This is a genomic window from Luteibacter aegosomatissinici (genome assembly GCF_023078495.1).
In the GTDB taxonomy this organism is placed as follows: Bacteria; Pseudomonadota; Gammaproteobacteria; order Xanthomonadales; family Rhodanobacteraceae; genus Luteibacter; species Luteibacter aegosomatissinici.
Genome location: NZ_CP095742.1, coordinates 4920752 through 4937789, shown reverse-complemented (window position 1 = coordinate 4937789; position 17038 = coordinate 4920752). Strand labels below are relative to the sequence as shown.

The window sequence follows — 17038 nt, the reverse complement described above, 5'->3', positions numbered from 1 at the left end:
TCCATCGTCAAAACGGTGATCACGCGGCCACCTGGGGGGCCGGGCATTCCCGGGCGATGAACTGCTCGTGGGTAGGCATGAGGTCCACGTTTTTCGAAACCACGTCGCGGATGCTGGCCAGGAACCGCGGCAGGTCCTCATCGGACATCTGGTCCACCAGCGGGTCGTAACCTGTGGGCATGATGCCCTGGCCCACCATGACCTGGACCCAGCTCACCAGGCCGAACATCTCATCCGCATTACGGAAGAAGCGGCCGCTATGGCGGAAAAGGTCGGTGTATTCCTTGAGCGTATCGGGGACCGCCATGGTGCGGCAGTGATCCCAGAACGGCGTGTCGTTGCGCGACGTGGCGTTGTAGTGCAGTACGAGGAAATCGCGGATGCGCTCGGCTTCAAAACGCACTTGAGCGTTGTACCGATCGATCAGGAGCGGATCGACGTGGCCCGATTCCGGCAGGAGCTGCAGCAAGCGCGAGATACCCGACTGGATCATGTGGATCGACGTGGATTCAAGCGGCTCCATGAAGCCGCTCGCCAGGCCAAGCGCCACGACGTTGCGCACCCATGCCTTGCGACGGATACCCGTGGTGAAGCGCAGCGGCTTGGGATCGGCCAGCTTCGCGCCATCCAGGTTTGCGAGCAGCACCGAGGCGGCTTCGTCATCGCTGATGAAATCGCTGGAATAGACGTAGCCGTTGCCGGTGCGGTGCTGCAGCGGGATGCGCCATTGCCAGCCAGCCCCGCGCGCGGTGCTGCGCGTGTAGGGCGTGGGCGGCGCGACCTTGGCACACGGCACGGCCAGTGCACGATCGCAGGGCAACCATTGCTTCCAGTCCTCGTAGCCCGCTTCGCAGGTACCTTCGATGAGCAGGCCACGGAAGCCGGTGCAATCGATGAAGAGGTCGCCCGACACGGATTCGCCGTTCTCTAACCGTACCGCGGTGACATAGCCGTTTTCCGGATTCGTCACGACCTCGCGCACCTTGCCTTCGATACGCTTTACACCACGTTGCTCAGCATATTCGCGCAGGAACCGCGCGTAGAGGGCCGCGTCGAAGTGGTACGCATAAGCGATGCTGCCCAGCGGATTGCTGGCAGGCACGTCGACCGGCGCTGGCATGAACTTGCCGCGCATGGCGGCCACGGTGTTCACCGAGTAATCGAGCAGGTCGCTGGCCTGGCCGCGCAGGCGGCCCTTGATCCAGTACTGGTGAAACGATGCCAGGCCGACATCGTGGCCCATCGTGCCGAAGCCATGCACATAGCTATCGCCCAGGCGGCCCCAGTCGCGGAATTCGATCCCGAGCTTGAAGCTGCCTTGCGTGCGCGAAACAAACTGCGCCTCGTTCAGGCCCAGCATCTGGTTGAACGCCTTGATGTGCGGCACGGTGGCTTCACCCACGCCCACGATGCCGATCTCGTCGGATTCGACCAGGCGGATGGTGGTATGCCGGTTCAGTGCGCGCGATAGAGCGGAAGCAGCCATCCATCCCGCGGTGCCGCCGCCGACGATTACGATGTTCATGCTGCCATCCTGAATAAGAAAGCGCCCGCGGGGAGACTCGCGGGCGCGAAGAAGGTGCAACCGGTCTTGCCCACCGGAAGCACCCTTAACACCTACGCGTTTAGAACTTGAAGCCGGCGGTGATCTTCGCCGTGCGAGGCACACCGGTGATGTTGCCGTCCTTGTTGTAGACGACCGGGGCACCCACCGCGCCTGCACCCGTGTTGGAGGTGTAATCGGCGAAGTTCTTCCAGTTGAACACGTTGAGCAGGTCGATGCGGACGTAGAACTTCGTCTGGTCGTTCGAATCGATGACAAAGTCCTTCGTGGCCTGCAGGTCGATCTCGCGGTAACCCCAGATCTTGCCGCCCACCAGGAACTTCGATGCGGCCGGGACGCCTGCGATCGGACGCGAGGATTCGCCGCGCGAGTAGTAGCACCCGGCGCCGCAGCTCTCGAAGCCGTTCCACGGCAGCGGCGTCGCGATGATCAGCTTGCCGGAGAACGTGAAGCCCCACGGACCATCGAGCGAGCCGGTCGCCACGAAACGATGCTTGGCCGCCGCGTTCGATGTGATGAACGGGTAATCCTTGATCGAGCCGTAGTCGAACGAGTAGTGCTCGTTGATATCGCGGTTCTGCTTGGCGTGGCTATAGGTGTAGGCGAAGTTCGCGCTCCAGCCCGATTCGCGGGTGTACGGCTTGTCGGCCGACAGCAGCACCTGGGTGGTAGCGGTACGGATGCCGTTGTCGCCGCGGATCATCGAACCAAAGCCCGGGATACCGTTGTTCCACGGCTGCGAACCGTTCTGGAAGAACGAACCATCCGGATAACGGTTGCCCAGCGTGAACGCGAAGCCGTCATACGAGAGCACGCGGGTGATGGTCGCGTCGGTGTTCCAGTCGCCAACCTTGTTCGACATACCGATGCTGAACTGGTCCGAGTACGGGGCGCGCAGGTTGTTGTTGAGGATGTCGACTTCCTGGCCCAGGTTCGTACCGCTGACGAGCCCCTGCAACACTGGCAGGCCATTGAGGAACGCGGGGTCCCACGCGAAGCAGCTGTTCTGGCCCGGCACGCAGGGGTGGCTGGCCGTGTTGATGTTGATCTGCTGGTACGGCAGCGCCGACTTGGTCTGTTCCAGCTGCAGGTAATCGTAGAGGTTGCGGTCGTACGAACGGCCGGCGCCACCATGGATCACGTGCTCTTCGTCGGCGAACAGGTCATACGAGAAGCCGAGGCGCGGGGCCCACTGGTTCTGCGCATGGCGGTTGCTGCCGTTGCTGATGTAGTTGTTGTAATCGATGCCGCCCTTGGCCAGGGTCTGCGCGTACGTCTGGCCCGGGAACTGCGCCTGCGCGGCCGGATCCAGCGAATTGAACGCATTGATGACGCTTTCCGGGGTCACCCAGTCAAGGTACGACGGGGTCTTTTCCTTGTCCCAGCGCACGCCGATATTCAGCGTGAGGTGATCGTTGACCGACCAGTCGTCCTGGATATACGCGCCGTACTGCTTGTCCTTGGTCTCCGAGACCGGGTTGAGGCCCGGGACCGGGTTCGAGAACTGGATCTTGTACGGGATGGCTTCGGTGCCCGACTCGTCCACGCTGTAGGTGTACTGCGGGTTCGTGTCCTGCGCATCCTGGGCGTGCAGGGTCACTTCCTTGTACTTCCAGCCTGCCTTCACGACGTGGTCGCCGTACCAGGTGAGGTCGTTGAAGGTGAAGTCATCCGAGATCATCGGACCTTCCTGGCCCTTGATCTGCGTTGCCAGCGGCGAGGCGGCGCCAATGCCGATGATCGCGGCATCGTTTGCCGGCTTCCAGGTGTAGTTGTAGCCGTTGGCGTAGTTGACCGGCAGCGGGTCGTTCGACGAGTTCTCGTACGAGGCCTTGAACTCGTTGAAGTACCAGTCACCGCTGTGCTGCCAGCGGAATGTGCCGCGGGTGTCGTGGTTCTCGGTGAAGATGGACTGCGAGACCGACTGGCCCTGGCCGATGTTGTCGGCCTGGGTTTCGCGACGCACCTGGGTGCTGATCTCGATACGGTCGCGGTCGGTGAATTCCCAGTCGATCTTGCCGAAGTAAAGCTTTTCATCGAACGGCAGGCTAGCCGAACCGAAGGCGTTCTGAGCCGCGGTCGGCAGCAGGCCGATCGCGCTGGCCGGGGCATCGGAGCCCGGGCTCACGGTGATCGGCGTATCGAACTTCTTCTGCTCGAAGGTCACGAAGAAGTGCATCTGGTCCTTGATGATCGGGCCACCCAGCGCAAAGCCGTATTCCTTCTCGAACGAACGCGCCTTGTCACCGTCTTCTTCCGACGGGGTGCGGCTGCGGTACTTGTCCGAGGTGTAGGTATCGAACACTTCGCCGTGGAACTCATTGGTACCCGACTTGGTTTCCGCGGTGATCGCCGCCGATGAGACCTGGTCGTACTCGGCCTTGTAGTTCGAGGTGATGACCTTGTACTCGCCAATGGCCAGCTGCGGGAACGGGTTACCCTGGCTGTTCACCTGGCCGGACACGCCACCTTCCTTCACGTAGCTCTTCTGGCCCACGCCGTCGATGAAGACGTTGACCGAGCTGTCGTTCTGCGCACCGCCGCGCAGCGAGGTGTGGCCCTGCGCATCCACGCTGAACACCATGCCCGGCACGGTGTCGGCGAATTCGAGGAAGTTACGCGAGACCTGCGGGATGGTCTGGATCTGGCGCAGCGAAATGGTCTTGGCCACTTCCGGCGTCTTCACTTCGGTCAGCGTTGATGCGCTGACGCTGACGCCTTCCATCGTGGTGGCGTTCGCCGCCGAGGCGGCCGGTGCCGCGGACGCTGCGGCGAGGTTCAGCGTGGCCGTCGAGGCGACGGTCAGGGTGACGTTCTGCTGCGTGCCCGGGCCCGCATCCACCTGGTAGGTCGCCGGCTGCAAACCGTTGATGATGTATGCGCCATCCGCACCAGCCGTCGCCTTGCGGGTCGTACCCGTCTTCGGGTTGAACGCGGTGACCTGCGCGCCCGGCGTGGTCTTGCCCTTCAGCGTTGCGGTGGCGGTCTGCGCCATCGTGGCGGTCGGTGCGACGACCGCGGCCATGCTCGCGGCGATAACACCGCACAGCAGCTTCTTCTTCATGTGCTTCGAAGCGTTCATGGTACCCCTCTCTCCCAATCTCTCTGTGTGTATGACCCGGTCCGGCTGGGCATGGGTACGACGTCCGGCCTCGCAGCCGCGTCGCGGTGGTCAACGCCACCTCATCAAAGGCGATCTACCCCGCACCCCCGCCCGTTCCGCGTGCGGACCGGATGGTTCTCGCTATCCATCAATGGCGCCGTCCTGGGTTCCCGCCACGGCCCGGCAAGCCGCGTCATGCAGACGACGGATCAGTTCCGTCGTTGTGCCTTGTCGCTGGCGCCACACGAGGCGCGTACGACGAGTTCGGTGCCGACGACGCGCGGCTCAGGCGCAGCGTCATCAGGTGATTCGATCATCATGGCCAGGCGGTCCAGCGCGGCCTCCCCCAACTCCGCGATGCGCACTCGCACCGTGGTAAGCGGCGGCGATACGTATCGCGCCATCGGAATATCGTCAAAACCGGTGACGGCGATGTCGTCGGGCGTGCGCACGCCGGCTTCGGCCAATGCTGAAAGCGCGCCAATCGCCATCATGTCGTTCGCGGCGAAGATGGCATCGGGGCGCGGCGACATCGCCAACGCTTCCTTGGCCTTGCGGTAGCCGGATTCTTCAGTGAAGTCGCCCTGCAAAATGGCAGCGGTGTCACCCAGGCCGGCGGCAGCAAGTGCTTCCCGGTAGCCGCGGCAGCGTTCCTGCACGTCGTGGTTCACGTCCGGGCCGGCGATGAACACGATGCGCTTCCTGCCGTTTCCGAGCAGGTGTTCGACCATCGCTTTCGCACCGCCGAAGTCATCGACATCCAGCGCGGCGTGGCGCTCGGAGCGCACGTGGCTGTTGATCAGCACCGTGGGCAGCACGATCGGCAGGTTCTCGTCGAGGAACGCGGCATCGGCATGCGGTGACATGACGAGCAGGCCATCGACGCGACCCTGCATGGCGCGCAGCGCGATCGCGGCCTCGGTGGCATCGCCATGCGAGCTGGAAACCAGCAGGTACAGCCCGCGCGCACGCGCCGCCAGGTCGATACCGCGGATGAGCTCGGAGAAGAACGCGCCGTGCAGGTCGGGCAGCAAGGCGCCGATGGTCTGGGTGCGGCGGGTGATGAGGCTGCGTGCGGCGCTGTGCGGCACGTAACGCAAGCGGGCGGCGACCTCGCGGATACGCTTCTGCGTTTCCGCGGTCACGCCGCCGTGGCCATTCAGTGCGCGCGAAACGGAGGCCACCGATACGTTGGCCATCCTCGCGACGTCTTTGATCGTCACACTCACGTAGTCATCGCCCTGCTCCCCGGCCCCACCGGGTTCGACGGCGCGGAACGTAAACGTTTTCACCATCCGTGTAAAGCCTGTTAAATCAATGGCTTGTTGCACTGCACGAGTAAACGTTATTACGTGCAATACCACTTGGTGGGAGCGAATGAAAAACTATTTAGAAACGCTGACTTGGGTGGTCTTGCCCAGACTTTTGCGATGCAGCACGAATCTTCGCGATTTGTTCACCTTTTTGAACGGCTTCCAGGGCAACTAACATCCCTGGAGCAAGCTTCTGCGGTGCCACCCTCCGGCCCCCCGGGTCACCCGCCAAGGTACTGGCGCAGGAACCTGCCGGCTTCGTCCAGGGCGCCCCGCGCGGCCTCCAGTTCGGCCACGTTCAACGGGAACACATGGTGCATGCCTGCCCATGCCTGCAGCATCACGGCGTGGCCAGCCGCCCTCGCCCGCGCCGCGTAGCCAAGCGCATCGTCGTACAGGATTTCCTCGGACCCCACCTGGACAAGCAAGGGTGGCAGGCGCTCGGGTATGGCGAGCAATGGCGATGCACGGGGATCCCGTGGGTTTGCCTCGCCGATATACGCCCGCGCCGAGGCGCGCAGGCTTGCTTCCTGCAGCAGCAACTCACGCGAGCCGCGCTCACGCATGCTTTCGCCGCTGAACGTCAGATCGGTCCAGGGCGAGAACACCACGGCAGCACTCGCCTTGTCGTTACCCGCGAGCGTGGCCAGGGTAAGCCCACCGCCAGCCGAGTCCCCTACCAGCCCAACGCCCTCGTAAATACTCGCGAGGCGATCCAGCGCGGCCGATGCGGTGTTGATGGCGGCAGGCAAAGCCGCCTCGGGTGCCAGGGGATATTCCAACACATAGGTGGTGTACTGCGTCCGCGCCGCGATCTGGCTGGCGAAGCCGCGATAGGCCGGCGCCGTACCCAGCGTGTAGGCGCCACCGTGGATATAAAGCAGCGCCCGGCCAGCCACGGCGTGCTCAGGCACGCACACCCAACCGGGGAGCGCGGGATCCAGCGAGGGATGCATGGACACGCCCTCGCGAGGAGCTGTCAGCGCGATGAAAGCATCGTAAGCCACGCGTGGGGATGTCGCTGCCGTCTCACTCGACCAGAAGCGGGCAAACATCGCGTGAAGCGCAGGAAGTGCGGCCGCATCGTCAGGCGACAGCGGAAACTGCTCAATCGGACAGGGGACAATCGTGCTCATGGGGTCCTCACTTGCCGCCGAATACGCGACGAGCAATGTGTTCTGCGATCATCATCGTGGTGATGTTGGTGGGCGCGCTGCAGATACCCGGCATGATCGACGCATCGACGACCATCAGCCCGGAAACGCCGTGTACGCATCCGTTGCTGTCGACCACGCCATCGTCACCCATCGGTACGCTCGATGTGGGGTGGGCGTACCCATCCAGCTGGCCGAGTATCGTGCGCTCCAGGTCGGCATCCGCCACGGTGCTGCCCGGTGTCATCTCTTCCTCCACCACGGCGGAGAACGTCGGCGAGCGGCCGATGGTGCGTGCAATCCGCACGCCTTCGAGCATGCGGCGCCGGTCGCGTTCGGTCGCCAGGAAGTTGTAGCCGATGCACGGCGGCGTGCGCGGGTTGCGATCGGCCAGGCGCACGTACCCCGTCGATTCCGGTTGCGTGACCGATACCGCGAGGACGATGGCACCGCCGGTGGGCGATTGCGCCGGGTCGAACAAATGCGTGGCGGATACATGCAGGTCCAGATCGCCGGGGGTTGCTTCGGATGAAGCCGCCCAAAGGATCGCGCCCGCTGCGGGGAACATGCCATCGGCACCGGGCTTCAGCGCGTACACGTTGTAGTAGAACGGATGCTCCTGGATGCGCTCGCCAACGGGAAGATCGGCGACAACCGGAATGCCGAACGCTTCGAGATGCGCAGCCGGGCCGATGCCGGAACGCATGAGGATGGCGGCGCTGCCGAACGTGCCAGCGGAAAGGATGACGGTCGTCGCACTATGCGTGTTGCCATGGATATCAACGACACCCGTGGCACGACCATGGGTGAAGACGACCTTGTCGATTTCGACATCACCCATGATGGTGAGGTTGGGTCGCGCACGCACGCCGTCGTCCAGGAACGCGATGCCTGTGTTGATGCGCCGGCCCGAGATCACGTTGAGCGGATAAGGCGAGACCCCTTCCTGCTTATCGCCATTGAAGTCATCGACGTAGGCGAAGCCGCATTCCATGGCGCCGTCCACGAACGCATTCATCGAGGGGGGCAGCTCGTCACGACGGCGGTGCCGAATGGGCAGTGGACCTGAGCGGCCGCGGTAGGCGTCATCGCCATCCAGCGTATTTTCCAGCGCTTTGAAATCAGGCAGCACCTCGTCGAACGACCACCCTTCCAGGCCGCGTGCCGTCCACTTGGCAAAATCGGCCGGGCGTGCGCGCATGGCAACCGCGGCGTTCACGCCGGAGCAGCCGCCCAACGCACGCGCGCGCGGCGCCGCGATCATGCGATCACCTATGCCCGTGGCGGCCTCGTACCCCCAGTCATGGTCCTTGTCGCCGGCCGCGTGGTCCGCATTGGCGAGCACCGCCGGGAACTGATTGGGCCGGTACGCGGTACCGGCTTCGAGCAGTAGCACGCGGCGGCCCGGCTCGGCGCTGAGCCGGTTGGCGAGCACAGCGCCCGCCGAGCCGCCGCCGACGATAAGCACATCGTACGGCGCGTTCATCGTGCAAATCCTTCCGCGACCTGGGCCATCAGCGTCGCGAACGGCATGTCGAGGGCCGCGTACACTTCACCGGCTTTCGGGTCGGCGTTGTCGCCCATCAGTTCGACCATCAGGGTCGCGTAATCGGACACTTCGATGCCGAGCGCCGTGAGGCGGGCGATGCCGGCTTCATGCTTGTAGCTACTGAAGGTGCCGCAGGCATCCAGTGCGACGATCGGCTGGAAGCCTTCCTCGCGGGCGGAGATGGCGGGTAGGGAGGCGCATACCTCGAAGCTCAGGCCCGCGATGATCAGATGGTCGCGGCCGGTGGCTTTCACCTTCTCCACGAAGCGCGGCTCATCCCAGGCGTTTACCGTGGAACGATCGAGGATATCGACGTCGCCCAGCGCGGCACGCAGTTCCGGGATGGTGGGGCCCCACATGCTGTCACGTGCGGTGGTCACGGCAACGATGGGCAGGCCAAGTGCTTGTGCGGCCTTCGCCAGGCCCACCACGTTGTGCTTGAGCTCGCCCACGCCGATATCACGGACGCCGGTGAACAGGCCGACCTGGTGGTCGATCAGGAGCACGGCGGTGTTGTCGCGGGTCTTGCGGGTGCGCTGGGTCTGCATGGCGGCTCTCCATCGTTGAGGGAGGCTTGAGCTTCATGCAGCACGGTCTGGCCATCTAGCCGCTTTCGCTGGATCCATCGTCCAACGGCTTGGATGATCGCGGCCGGCCTTACAACAACACGGTCTTGGGCAGTTCCGCGGCGAGGAAATCGATGAACGCGCGCACCGATGGCAGCAGGCCCTGGCGGTGCGGAATGAGCGCGGTGAGCGTGGCATCACCTGCCAGCCACTGGGGTAAGACGCGGCGAAGCGTGCCCGCTTGCACGGCCTTGCGGCAGATGTAGCCCGGGAGCGCCACGATACCCAGGCCTTTGATCGCCGCCTCCTGTAAACCGATCATGTCGTCGCTGAGCAGGCGCGGTGCCAGCGGCAGCACGATCTCGTCACGCACCTCGCGCGAATGGCGCAGGCGCCACATCGGGGCCACGCCGCTGCGGGCCATGAACAGCGAGGGATGCAGCTCGAGATCCTTTGGCGTGTTCGGCTCCCCGTGGGTCGTAAGGTACTCGGCGCCTGCGAAGAGGAACCATGGCGCTGGCGCAAGGATGCGCTGGACCATGTTCGAGTCCGGCAACGGATCGGTATGCGCGCGAATGGCAATGTCGAAGTTCTCGCTGACCAGGTCGATCGTCCGATCCGACGCGTGCGCGGTGATGTTGACCTTGGGGTACTGCAGCAGGAAATCCGCGATGATGTCCGAAAGCGCGAACTGCATGGTGGCGACACCGGCCGTGCAGCGCACGGTCCCCGAGGGCTCGCTCAGACGCTGGCGCATCAGCGTCTCGGCCATCTCCGCTTCGCGCAGCATGGCCACCGCGTGGCGGTAGAAATCGTTACCCGCCTCGGTCATGCCGATGTGCCGCGATGTACGGTGCAGGAGCCGCACGCCCAGGTTCGATTCCAGCTCCTGGATGCGATGGCTAAGGGTCGACTTGGGGACCCGCAAGGCACGCCCGGCGGCGGTGAAACCACCCCGCTCCACCACCTGCACGAAATAGAAGAAGTCGTTCAGATCGAGCATGCGGGGCTACCTGTCGTTCAACGGGTTGGACGCCAAGTCCAAATTCTGGCGACTTATCGTCCAATCGTCCAGCGCGTAGCGTGCTCGTTCGACTACCCACCACGTGGCCAGGACATGCCGAGCACACAGCCGCACGCACATTCCCGGTGCGATCACCCCCGGGTGGGACCCGCGCTGGCGGGCGTTTCTCTGGCGCACGGCAGGGGATTCACCGCGCGCCAGTTCCGCGCCGGCCAGTTCGGCGGCGGCATGGACCCGCTGGTCAAGGTGGATCACTTCGTGATGACAGCTCCGACCTTCGAGGCGCACGTGCACACAGGTATCTCGGCGGTCACGGCCCTCTTCGAGGACAGCCGGGGTCGGTTCCTCAACCGCGATTCCCTCGGTAACAACCTAGCGCTGCAAGGCGGCGACCTGTATTGGCTGGCGGCTGGACGGGGGGCGGCGCACGAAGAGAAGCCGACCGAAGGCGGTTGGATCCACGCGCTGCAGGTGTTCGTTGACTTGCCTCCCCGCGCGAAGGGGGAGCCGCCGAGGGCGGTGCTCGTGCAGGCGGCGGACGTGCCCCTTGTCGAGGCCGTGGGTTGCCGGGTGCGCATCGTGCTCGGCCGGAGCGGCGCCGTCGTCGGTGAATTGGGCACGCCCCAGGAGATGACGATGCTGGATGGTGTGATGGACGCGGGCGCCTCGTTCACCCATCCGCTGCCTGCGGGAAGGTCAGCCTGGATTTACGCCATTGCGGGAGCCCTCTCGCTGGTCATCGGCGATGAGCGCCGCGACCTGGCTGAGGGGCATGCCGTGGCAGTCGCCGCTGGCGCGGCTTTGCCCATCGTCTTGTCCAGCGAGCGCGGCACGCATTTCGTGTTGTTCGCAGGCATGCCCCTGGGCCACTAACCGCAGGGCCGGCTGCGCTTATGTGTTCCTGGTCATCAGTGCATCGAGCCAGCTGCCCACGTCGTTCGCATCGGGCGTGCCGGCCGTGAACAGGATGCGATACATCATGGGTGCGACGACGCTATCGAGGATGTCCTGGGTGGCCAGCGTGGGCTCGTCGCGCGCGATGGCGCGCGCATTGATCGCATCCAGCTGCTGTGTGCAATAGAAGGCGCATTTACCCGTGCTTTCGCGGCCCTGCACCCCCAGCACATCACGCAGCATGGTGCGCCCGGGGCCCGACGACATCTCGTCGCGGTACTGCTCCAGCCACGTGAACAGGTCACCGCGATAGGTGCCCGTATCGGCTGGCAGTCCCTCGGGCCGCAACTGTTCCACCGCCACGTCCGCGAGCAGTTGGGACAGATCGCCCCAGCGGCGGTAAATCGTGGAGGGAGTGACGCCAGCCCGTGCAGCGATGGCGGGTACGGTGAGCGCTTCCCGCGCGCCTTCGGCCTGGAGCTCATGCACAGCCTGGTGAATAGCGGCCTGCACGCGGGCGCTACGGCCACCGGGACGGGGGCCCGCCGGGCGGGGCTGGGAGGCTGCAATATCGTTCATGGCTGCCTATCTTACTCCTAAAGGCTAATCTGTTGCTTTAGTGAGCGAGCGGCGTAGACTAACGCGCATTCTTTGCTTTTAGGCAAATCCATGAACGCCCCCGTCGTTCGCCGGCCCATGGCCGTGCATACCTTCAGCCTTATGGCGTTTATTGGCGCTTCCACCGCGCCGACGCCGCTCTATCGCCTTTACCAGGGGCAGTGGTATTTCACGCCCACGCTGCTCACCGTGATCTTTGCGGTGTATGCGTTCGCGTTGCTGGCGGCGCTGCTCATTGCCGGGCGGCTCTCCGATCACCTGGGGCGTAAGCCGGTCATCACGGGTGCCATCGTGCTCGATATCGCCGCCATGCTTGTCTTCCTGTCGGCGACCGGCCCGGCCTGGTTGCTGGCGGCGCGCGTGGTCCAGGGCATCGCCACGGGTATCGCCATGTCGGCGCTGCCCGCCGCGATCCTCGATATCGATCGCCAGCGCGGCGCCACCGTGAACAGCCTGGCGCCGTTGATCGGCATGGGGGCGGGTGCCTTGGGAAGCACCGCGTTGGCGGTGCTGGCGCCGGCACCACTGCAAGGCGTGTATGTCGTGGTGATCGGCGTGCTGCTGGTGGCGCTGTTGCTGACCCGCGGTACCCCCGAGACCGCTACGCCGAAGCCCGGCGCCATCGCCAGCCTGATGCCACATGTCGCCGTACCCGAACGGGCCCGGCCCGCGTTGCGTGCGGTGACGCCGCTTAACGTCGCGCTGTGGATGCTCGGTGGCTTCTACCTTTCGCTGATGCCTTCGCTGGTGGCGAAGACCACGCACTCCACTTCGCCCTGGATCGGTGGGCTTGTGGTTGCCGCGCTGATGCTCAGTGGCGCGGCGGCGGTGCTGCAGGGCCTGCGCCACGCAGCCATTCGCTCGCTGAAGCTGGGCGCCGTGATGCTTGCCGGTGGTTTGTTGTTGGTGCTTATCGGTGAAGTGATCGGTTCGGGCGCGTGGCTGATTGGCGCGTCGATCATCACGGGCGCCGGCTTTGGCGCCTCGTTCCTTGGCGCCGTCCGTAGCGTGATGCCACTCGCCGAACCGCATGAGCGCAGCCGCCTGATGGCCGCGTTCTATATCCAGAGCTACCTGGCTTTCAGCGTGCCGACCATCGCGGTGGGTGCGCTGGCGCAGCACTACGGCCTATCGGCGGCCATCCATCTGTACGGCGGCCTCATCGTTGCGCTGACGCTTGCAGGGCTGGCCTGGATCATCGCGCGTGCGCACCACGTGCACGCACCGGCGATCCCCTGAGTGTCTCAGCCAGCCGGGTGCGCGAGGGCGTAATCGATCGCCGCGCGCACCGCGGCCACCTGCGCGTCATTGCATTCCTTCGGCGTGGCGCGTGGGCTATCCGGGTAGACCTCGGTGGTGGTGCAATAGCGGGCCGGGGTAATGCCAGCGCACAGGCCCAGCGACTTCAACGCGTACTCGATGACGCCATGCGCCACTTCCGGTGACCCGATGATCTCGCCGTTCGCATCCGCCGGTGCGATGTGCGTGACCTTGGCCACGGCTTCGATCACGGCTTTCTGGAAGGCAGGCTGCGGCTTGTCCGCGTCATCGACCAGATAAAAACCATCCGGCACTTCACCCGGCTCGTAATCCTTCCCGTCACGGGCGGCAAGCGCCGGTCGGAACTCGGATTCATCCGTATCCGTGGTTTCGTGCAGGTCGATGTGCATCAGCACGTTGTCGGCCAGTGGTGCGAGCAAGCGCACCAGTGCGGCGGATTCGGCGGCGGGGCTGCCGTCGCGGAAGTTTCGGTTGGGATCGATGGCGTCGAAGTTCCAGCGGTGGATGCGCTCGTAGGCCCAGGGGCTTACGCAGGGCACCACCAGCACGTTCGCGCGGCCGGTGTAGTCATTGGCGTGTTCGCGCAGGAACTGCAGGGCGCCATGCACGCCGCTGGTCTCGTAGCCGTGAACGCCGCCGGTCACCACCATGACGGGCAGTGCGTCGTCCCAGTGGCGGGTGCGCAGGGCAAAGAACGGGTAATGCTCACCGGCGTAGTCGACCGAACCGTATTCCTCCACGTCGAACGATGCGCGAAGCGGATCGATGGCCTTCACCACCTCGTCGGTGTAGCTGCGTTGCTTCTGCTGCGTGGCACGCCACGCCTCGACCTCGGCGGGGCCCCAGGGCGTGCCGGGCGTACCGATGGGATAAGGCGTGGACTGCGTCATGGCGTTGGCTTCGTGGGCTACAGGTGCGGCGATTGTATACGCGCTCGCGCCGATCAGTTCCCGTGAAGCGGCACGCCTGCGGGGGCGCCGGCCCGGGTGATCTGGTTCAGCATGAAGACGCGGCTGCGCTGGAAACCCAGCCGTTCGTACAGGCCGATGGCGGATTGGTTCTCGCCGAACACATGCAGGAACGGGATTTCGCCACGGCGTTCGATATCGGCGCGTACGACGTTGATCAGCATGGCGGCGAGCCCTTTCCCGCGCCACTCAGGGCGGACGCATACCGCGCTGACCTCGGTATAGCCGGGGACGCGCATGCGCTCGCCCGCCATGGCGATGAGCTTGCCGTCGTCGCGCAGCCCGATGTAGCGGCCCATAGCGTTCGTCCGGCGAACGAAGGGTCCGGGCCGGGTGAGCTGGGTCAACGCAATCATCTCATCGACATCGTCGTCTCCAAGCTCCAGGAAATCGGCGCCGAACGAGGTGTTGTCCACCCGTGTCTCGGCGACCATCTGGTGCACGGCGCCCAACGGTATGGAGCGCAGGATCGGCGGAACCGAAAGCGGCTCACGGGAAAGCACGGCGGCGACGTCGCCGGGCTGCATCAGGGCGTGCAATGCTTCGAAGGCCGCAGGCAATTCATCGGCCACGGCGGCGAACGGAGCCACATCGGTCTGGTACCGCCGAACCAGCGCATCGCCTTCGCCAAGGTGCGCCTGGCGGGTACCGAGGGCACTCCAGATGGGGGTGGACAGGTCGCCGTGGGTTTCGTTGCCAGGGTCGCTCACCATCCACCTCCTGAAGATTACTCACCCATCATGCGCGGGTGTGGTCGATGCTGTCACGCGCGACGGCCTGGCTGCCCACACGCTGCATGGATCGCCCGCCACCGCCCGGCGGCGGGTAGCGACGGCCAGCCACGCGAAGCCTGCGCCCATCGCGATGGCGACCAGGTCCACGCCCAGCACGTCGTAGCGGCCTGCGGCCAGCGTTCGGGCCAGGCGATCGCCATGCAGGGCCATGTCGAGCAGGCCCACGAGCACGGACACGGCCGCCGTGGCCCAGAGCAGGTCGACTGCGGCCCTGGCCGGCCGTCGCCAGAAGGTCCAGGCGATGGCGGCGAAGAACGTGATGAAGCAGACCGGTTGGACGACCAACGTAGGCTCCGCACCGAAGTACGGCGCCAGGTGGTTGGCGACGAACGTGACCGAGATGGCGAGGCAGGTACCCAGACAGACGCCCACCGTGGCCGTGGCCATCGCGCGCACCTTCAGCGGCTGGTCGGCCTGGCGGCGCTTACGCCGCGTCTCGATGTAAAGCAGGTTGCCCGAATAAAAGAGAAATGCCCCGGCCAGGCCCAGGATGAAATACAGCCAGCGCAGCGACAGGTTGCCGAACGTGCCGAAGTGCAGGCCAAAGATCGCCGAGTAGGTGGCGTGGTTCGCATCGCGCGCGCCGGTGACCTGCACGTTGATGATGCGGCCGGTACTCGCATCGAGCGCAACCATGCCGTACTCACCCAACGTCTTCTCCGATGTTCCGCGCACTTCCGCCGCCGCACCCGGTTGGCCGTAGTGCACGTAGCGCATGTAGTCCGGGTCGAAATTCGCGGCGCCCGCGGCTAGCGCCGCCTTGCGTGCGATGGCGCCCAGCTCGGCGGGCGGCAACATGGCCACGGTGGTGCTTGCGTCAGTTTTTGGAGCGGCCGCCGTCATCGCGGCGGTATCCGGCAGCGCACTGGTCATGCGCTCGAAAGCACTCATCAGCTTGCCATCGAAGATCACTGTGTTGAACGCCATCAGCGCGACAAGCGTGAGACACAACAACGCACCGGTGACTGCAAAGATGATGTGGAAGGGCAGGCTGAGGATGCCGATCACGTTGTGCGCATCCTGCCAAAGGCGCTTCAGGTTGTGGCCCGGGCGCAGCGCGAACAGCTCGCGCAGCAGGTTCGGCAGGTGGATCAGCACGCCGGTAAGCAGGGCCAGCCCATAGATGACGCTGACGATACCCATGAGGTAGATGCCGATCTCGGGAATACCGAGGTCGTAATGCAGTTCATAGACGAAGTCGGCCAGGCCATGCTCGTGGTCTTCGGCATCGTGCGCGGCGCGGTCATCGATGGCCTGGGTCATCCAGGTGCCATCCTTCTCCATCCAGTAGGCGGCCACTTCATGCGAGGGGTGGCCCGCGGCGTAGGTGACGCCGATGGATTCGCGCGCGGCCGGATGCTTCGTCACGATGTCGGCCATCATGGCGCCGGCCTTGTCCATCACCTGTGCGTCGGCCAGTTCCTGCTTCGGCAGCGCCCAGGTATCGATCGGGTCGTGGAACATGGTCAGCGCGCCGGCATAGAACGCGATGAACAGGGCGAAGCCCGCGAGGAGCCCGGTCCAGGTATGCACGGTGGTGAAGGTGCGGATGGTGCTGGACTTCATGGCTCAGATACCGGGCAGGGTGTGCTTGGCGAGGAACAGCGCGGCGAACGCGCCCACGTTGGCCACGGCCAGCCAGGCCCAGGCCCGCACGCCGCTGCGGAACATATAGGTCGCGGCGATCACGACGGTCCACAGCGGGAAGAACGCCACCAGCCAGGGAATGAGCACCGCTTCGCTGGCGCCTGGCCACAGGTAGACGGCCAGGCCGACGATAGCCATGCATAGCGGGAAGCCGAGGAGGATGCCGGCGAAGGTCTTGGCGAGCATCAGCGGGCCTTCTTCGGGTCTGCCGGCTTGAACAGCCAGATCACGTAGGGGAATGCCACCGCGCCGAGCATCAGGGCGGTCAGCGTTGAGAAAATTCCGGGAAGCGTGGTTTCGCCCACCACCCAGCAAGCCAGTGCCACCGCCGTAAGCGCGCCCGCCGCGACCTTCGCGCCACGGCCCAACGGCCGCGCCAGCGCGCGCTGGTTACGGGAGGAAAGGTAGGCGAGCGCCATGGCAGCGAACGCCACCAGGCAGCCAAGCAGGTTCATGGGCGTAACCGGTCGGATAGTTATTGATAATTGTTATCATTCGCTACCGGCGGGTCAAACCCGCCCCTCCCCGCGCCGTGCCCTTTTCCGGCCGCCGTGCCCTCGGCA

15 protein-coding genes are annotated in these 17038 nt (G+C 65.0%); 2 read left to right on the top strand and 13 right to left on the bottom strand.

Annotation, left to right across the window (positions count from 1 at the left end; all coding sequences use genetic code 11):
• Positions 1-19: 19 nt before the first annotated feature.
• The 7 genes from L2Y97_RS22035 to L2Y97_RS22005 all read right to left on the bottom strand — a co-directional run bounded on the left by L2Y97_RS22035 (position 20) and on the right by L2Y97_RS22005 (position 10252).
• A complete protein-coding gene (locus tag L2Y97_RS22035; protein ID WP_247431126.1) occupies positions 20-1525 on the bottom strand; it encodes a tryptophan halogenase family protein in 1506 nt (501 codons plus the stop codon).
• Between the two features lie 100 nt (positions 1526-1625).
• Positions 1626-4646 carry a TonB-dependent receptor gene (locus L2Y97_RS22030; protein WP_247431123.1) on the bottom strand — a complete coding sequence of 1007 codons (3021 nt, stop codon included), beginning with the start codon at positions 4644-4646 and terminating at the stop codon, positions 1626-1628.
• Between the two features lie 230 nt (positions 4647-4876).
• Complete coding sequence (locus L2Y97_RS22025) at positions 4877-5866, bottom strand: LacI family DNA-binding transcriptional regulator (protein WP_247436955.1); 990 nt, start codon at positions 5864-5866, stop codon at positions 4877-4879.
• Between the two features lie 335 nt (positions 5867-6201).
• Complete coding sequence (locus tag L2Y97_RS22020; RefSeq protein WP_247431120.1) at positions 6202-7116, bottom strand: alpha/beta hydrolase fold domain-containing protein; 915 nt, start codon at positions 7114-7116, stop codon at positions 6202-6204.
• Positions 7117-7123: 7 nt separating this feature from the next.
• Positions 7124-8620: a GMC family oxidoreductase gene (locus L2Y97_RS22015; protein ID WP_247431118.1), complete on the bottom strand. Its 1497-nt coding sequence runs from the start codon at positions 8618-8620 to the stop codon at positions 7124-7126.
• Entirely contained in the window at positions 8617-9231 is a 615-nt protein-coding gene (locus tag L2Y97_RS22010; RefSeq protein WP_247431115.1) for an isochorismatase family protein, read from the bottom strand. Before L2Y97_RS22010 ends, L2Y97_RS22015 begins: the two co-directional genes overlap by 4 nt.
• A 109-nt stretch (positions 9232-9340) precedes the next feature.
• Positions 9341-10252, bottom strand: a complete 912-nt coding sequence (locus tag L2Y97_RS22005) for a LysR substrate-binding domain-containing protein (protein WP_247431112.1) — start codon at positions 10250-10252, stop codon at positions 9341-9343.
• Positions 10253-10501: 249 nt separating this feature from the next.
• Here L2Y97_RS22005 and L2Y97_RS22000 point away from each other — a divergent pair, with 249 nt between their 5' ends.
• Entirely contained in the window at positions 10502-11146 is a 645-nt protein-coding gene (locus L2Y97_RS22000) for a pirin family protein (protein ID WP_247431109.1), read from the top strand.
• A gap of 18 nt (positions 11147-11164) precedes the next feature.
• Here L2Y97_RS22000 and L2Y97_RS21995 read toward each other — a convergent pair whose 3' ends face one another.
• On the bottom strand, positions 11165-11746 hold the full coding sequence (locus L2Y97_RS21995; RefSeq protein WP_247431107.1) for a TetR/AcrR family transcriptional regulator: 582 nt from the start codon (positions 11744-11746) through the stop codon (positions 11165-11167).
• Between the two features lie 90 nt (positions 11747-11836).
• Between L2Y97_RS21995 and L2Y97_RS21990 the strand changes: the two genes are divergently transcribed.
• Entirely contained in the window at positions 11837-13024 is a 1188-nt protein-coding gene (locus tag L2Y97_RS21990; RefSeq protein ID WP_247431104.1) for an MFS transporter, read from the top strand.
• Positions 13025-13029: 5 nt separating this feature from the next.
• On the opposite strand, the gene L2Y97_RS21985 is transcribed toward L2Y97_RS21990, so the two are convergent.
• From L2Y97_RS21985 to L2Y97_RS21965, 5 genes are read right to left on the bottom strand one after another with little or no spacing between them, the layout of a single operon-like run.
• A complete protein-coding gene (locus tag L2Y97_RS21985; RefSeq protein ID WP_247431102.1) occupies positions 13030-13956 on the bottom strand; it encodes a M14 family metallopeptidase in 927 nt (308 codons plus the stop codon).
• A gap of 53 nt (positions 13957-14009) precedes the next feature.
• A complete protein-coding gene (locus L2Y97_RS21980) occupies positions 14010-14747 on the bottom strand; it encodes a GNAT family N-acetyltransferase (protein ID WP_247431099.1) in 738 nt (245 codons plus the stop codon).
• A gap of 18 nt (positions 14748-14765) precedes the next feature.
• Positions 14766-16394: a PepSY-associated TM helix domain-containing protein gene (locus L2Y97_RS21975; RefSeq protein ID WP_247431096.1), complete on the bottom strand. Its 1629-nt coding sequence runs from the start codon at positions 16392-16394 to the stop codon at positions 14766-14768.
• A gap of 3 nt (positions 16395-16397) precedes the next feature.
• Complete coding sequence (locus L2Y97_RS21970) at positions 16398-16661, bottom strand: hypothetical protein (RefSeq protein ID WP_247431093.1); 264 nt, start codon at positions 16659-16661, stop codon at positions 16398-16400.
• A complete protein-coding gene (locus tag L2Y97_RS21965; protein WP_247431090.1) occupies positions 16661-16930 on the bottom strand; it encodes a hypothetical protein in 270 nt (89 codons plus the stop codon). The genes L2Y97_RS21970 and L2Y97_RS21965 overlap by 1 nt, the downstream gene beginning before the upstream one ends.
• Positions 16931-17038: the final 108 nt, after the last annotated feature.

Bases quoted from the DNA above. Each gene is read 5' to 3' on its own strand.
- L2Y97_RS22035 (WP_247431126.1), bottom strand. From the start codon at position 1,525: ATGAACATCGTAATCGTCGGCGGCGGCACCGCGGGATGGATGGCTGCT.
- L2Y97_RS22030 (WP_247431123.1), bottom strand. From the start codon at position 4,646: ATGAACGCTTCGAAGCACATGAAGAAGAAGCTGCTGTGCGGTGTTATC.
- L2Y97_RS22025 (WP_247436955.1), bottom strand. From the start codon at position 5,866: ATGGCCAACGTATCGGTGGCCTCCGTTTCGCGCGCACTGAATGGCCAC.
- L2Y97_RS22020 (WP_247431120.1), bottom strand. From the start codon at position 7,116: ATGAGCACGATTGTCCCCTGTCCGATTGAGCAGTTTCCGCTGTCGCCT.
- L2Y97_RS22015 (WP_247431118.1), bottom strand. From the start codon at position 8,620: ATGAACGCGCCGTACGATGTGCTTATCGTCGGCGGCGGCTCGGCGGGC.
- L2Y97_RS22010 (WP_247431115.1), bottom strand. From the start codon at position 9,231: ATGCAGACCCAGCGCACCCGCAAGACCCGCGACAACACCGCCGTGCTC.
- L2Y97_RS22005 (WP_247431112.1), bottom strand. From the start codon at position 10,252: ATGCTCGATCTGAACGACTTCTTCTATTTCGTGCAGGTGGTGGAGCGG.
- L2Y97_RS22000 (WP_247431109.1), top strand. From the start codon at position 10,502: ATGGACCCGCTGGTCAAGGTGGATCACTTCGTGATGACAGCTCCGACC.
- L2Y97_RS21995 (WP_247431107.1), bottom strand. From the start codon at position 11,746: ATGAACGATATTGCAGCCTCCCAGCCCCGCCCGGCGGGCCCCCGTCCC.
- L2Y97_RS21990 (WP_247431104.1), top strand. From the start codon at position 11,837: ATGAACGCCCCCGTCGTTCGCCGGCCCATGGCCGTGCATACCTTCAGC.
- L2Y97_RS21985 (WP_247431102.1), bottom strand. From the start codon at position 13,956: ATGACGCAGTCCACGCCTTATCCCATCGGTACGCCCGGCACGCCCTGG.
- L2Y97_RS21980 (WP_247431099.1), bottom strand. From the start codon at position 14,747: ATGGTGAGCGACCCTGGCAACGAAACCCACGGCGACCTGTCCACCCCC.
- L2Y97_RS21975 (WP_247431096.1), bottom strand. From the start codon at position 16,394: ATGAAGTCCAGCACCATCCGCACCTTCACCACCGTGCATACCTGGACC.
- L2Y97_RS21970 (WP_247431093.1), bottom strand. From the start codon at position 16,661: ATGCTCGCCAAGACCTTCGCCGGCATCCTCCTCGGCTTCCCGCTATGC.
- L2Y97_RS21965 (WP_247431090.1), bottom strand. From the start codon at position 16,930: ATGAACCTGCTTGGCTGCCTGGTGGCGTTCGCTGCCATGGCGCTCGCC.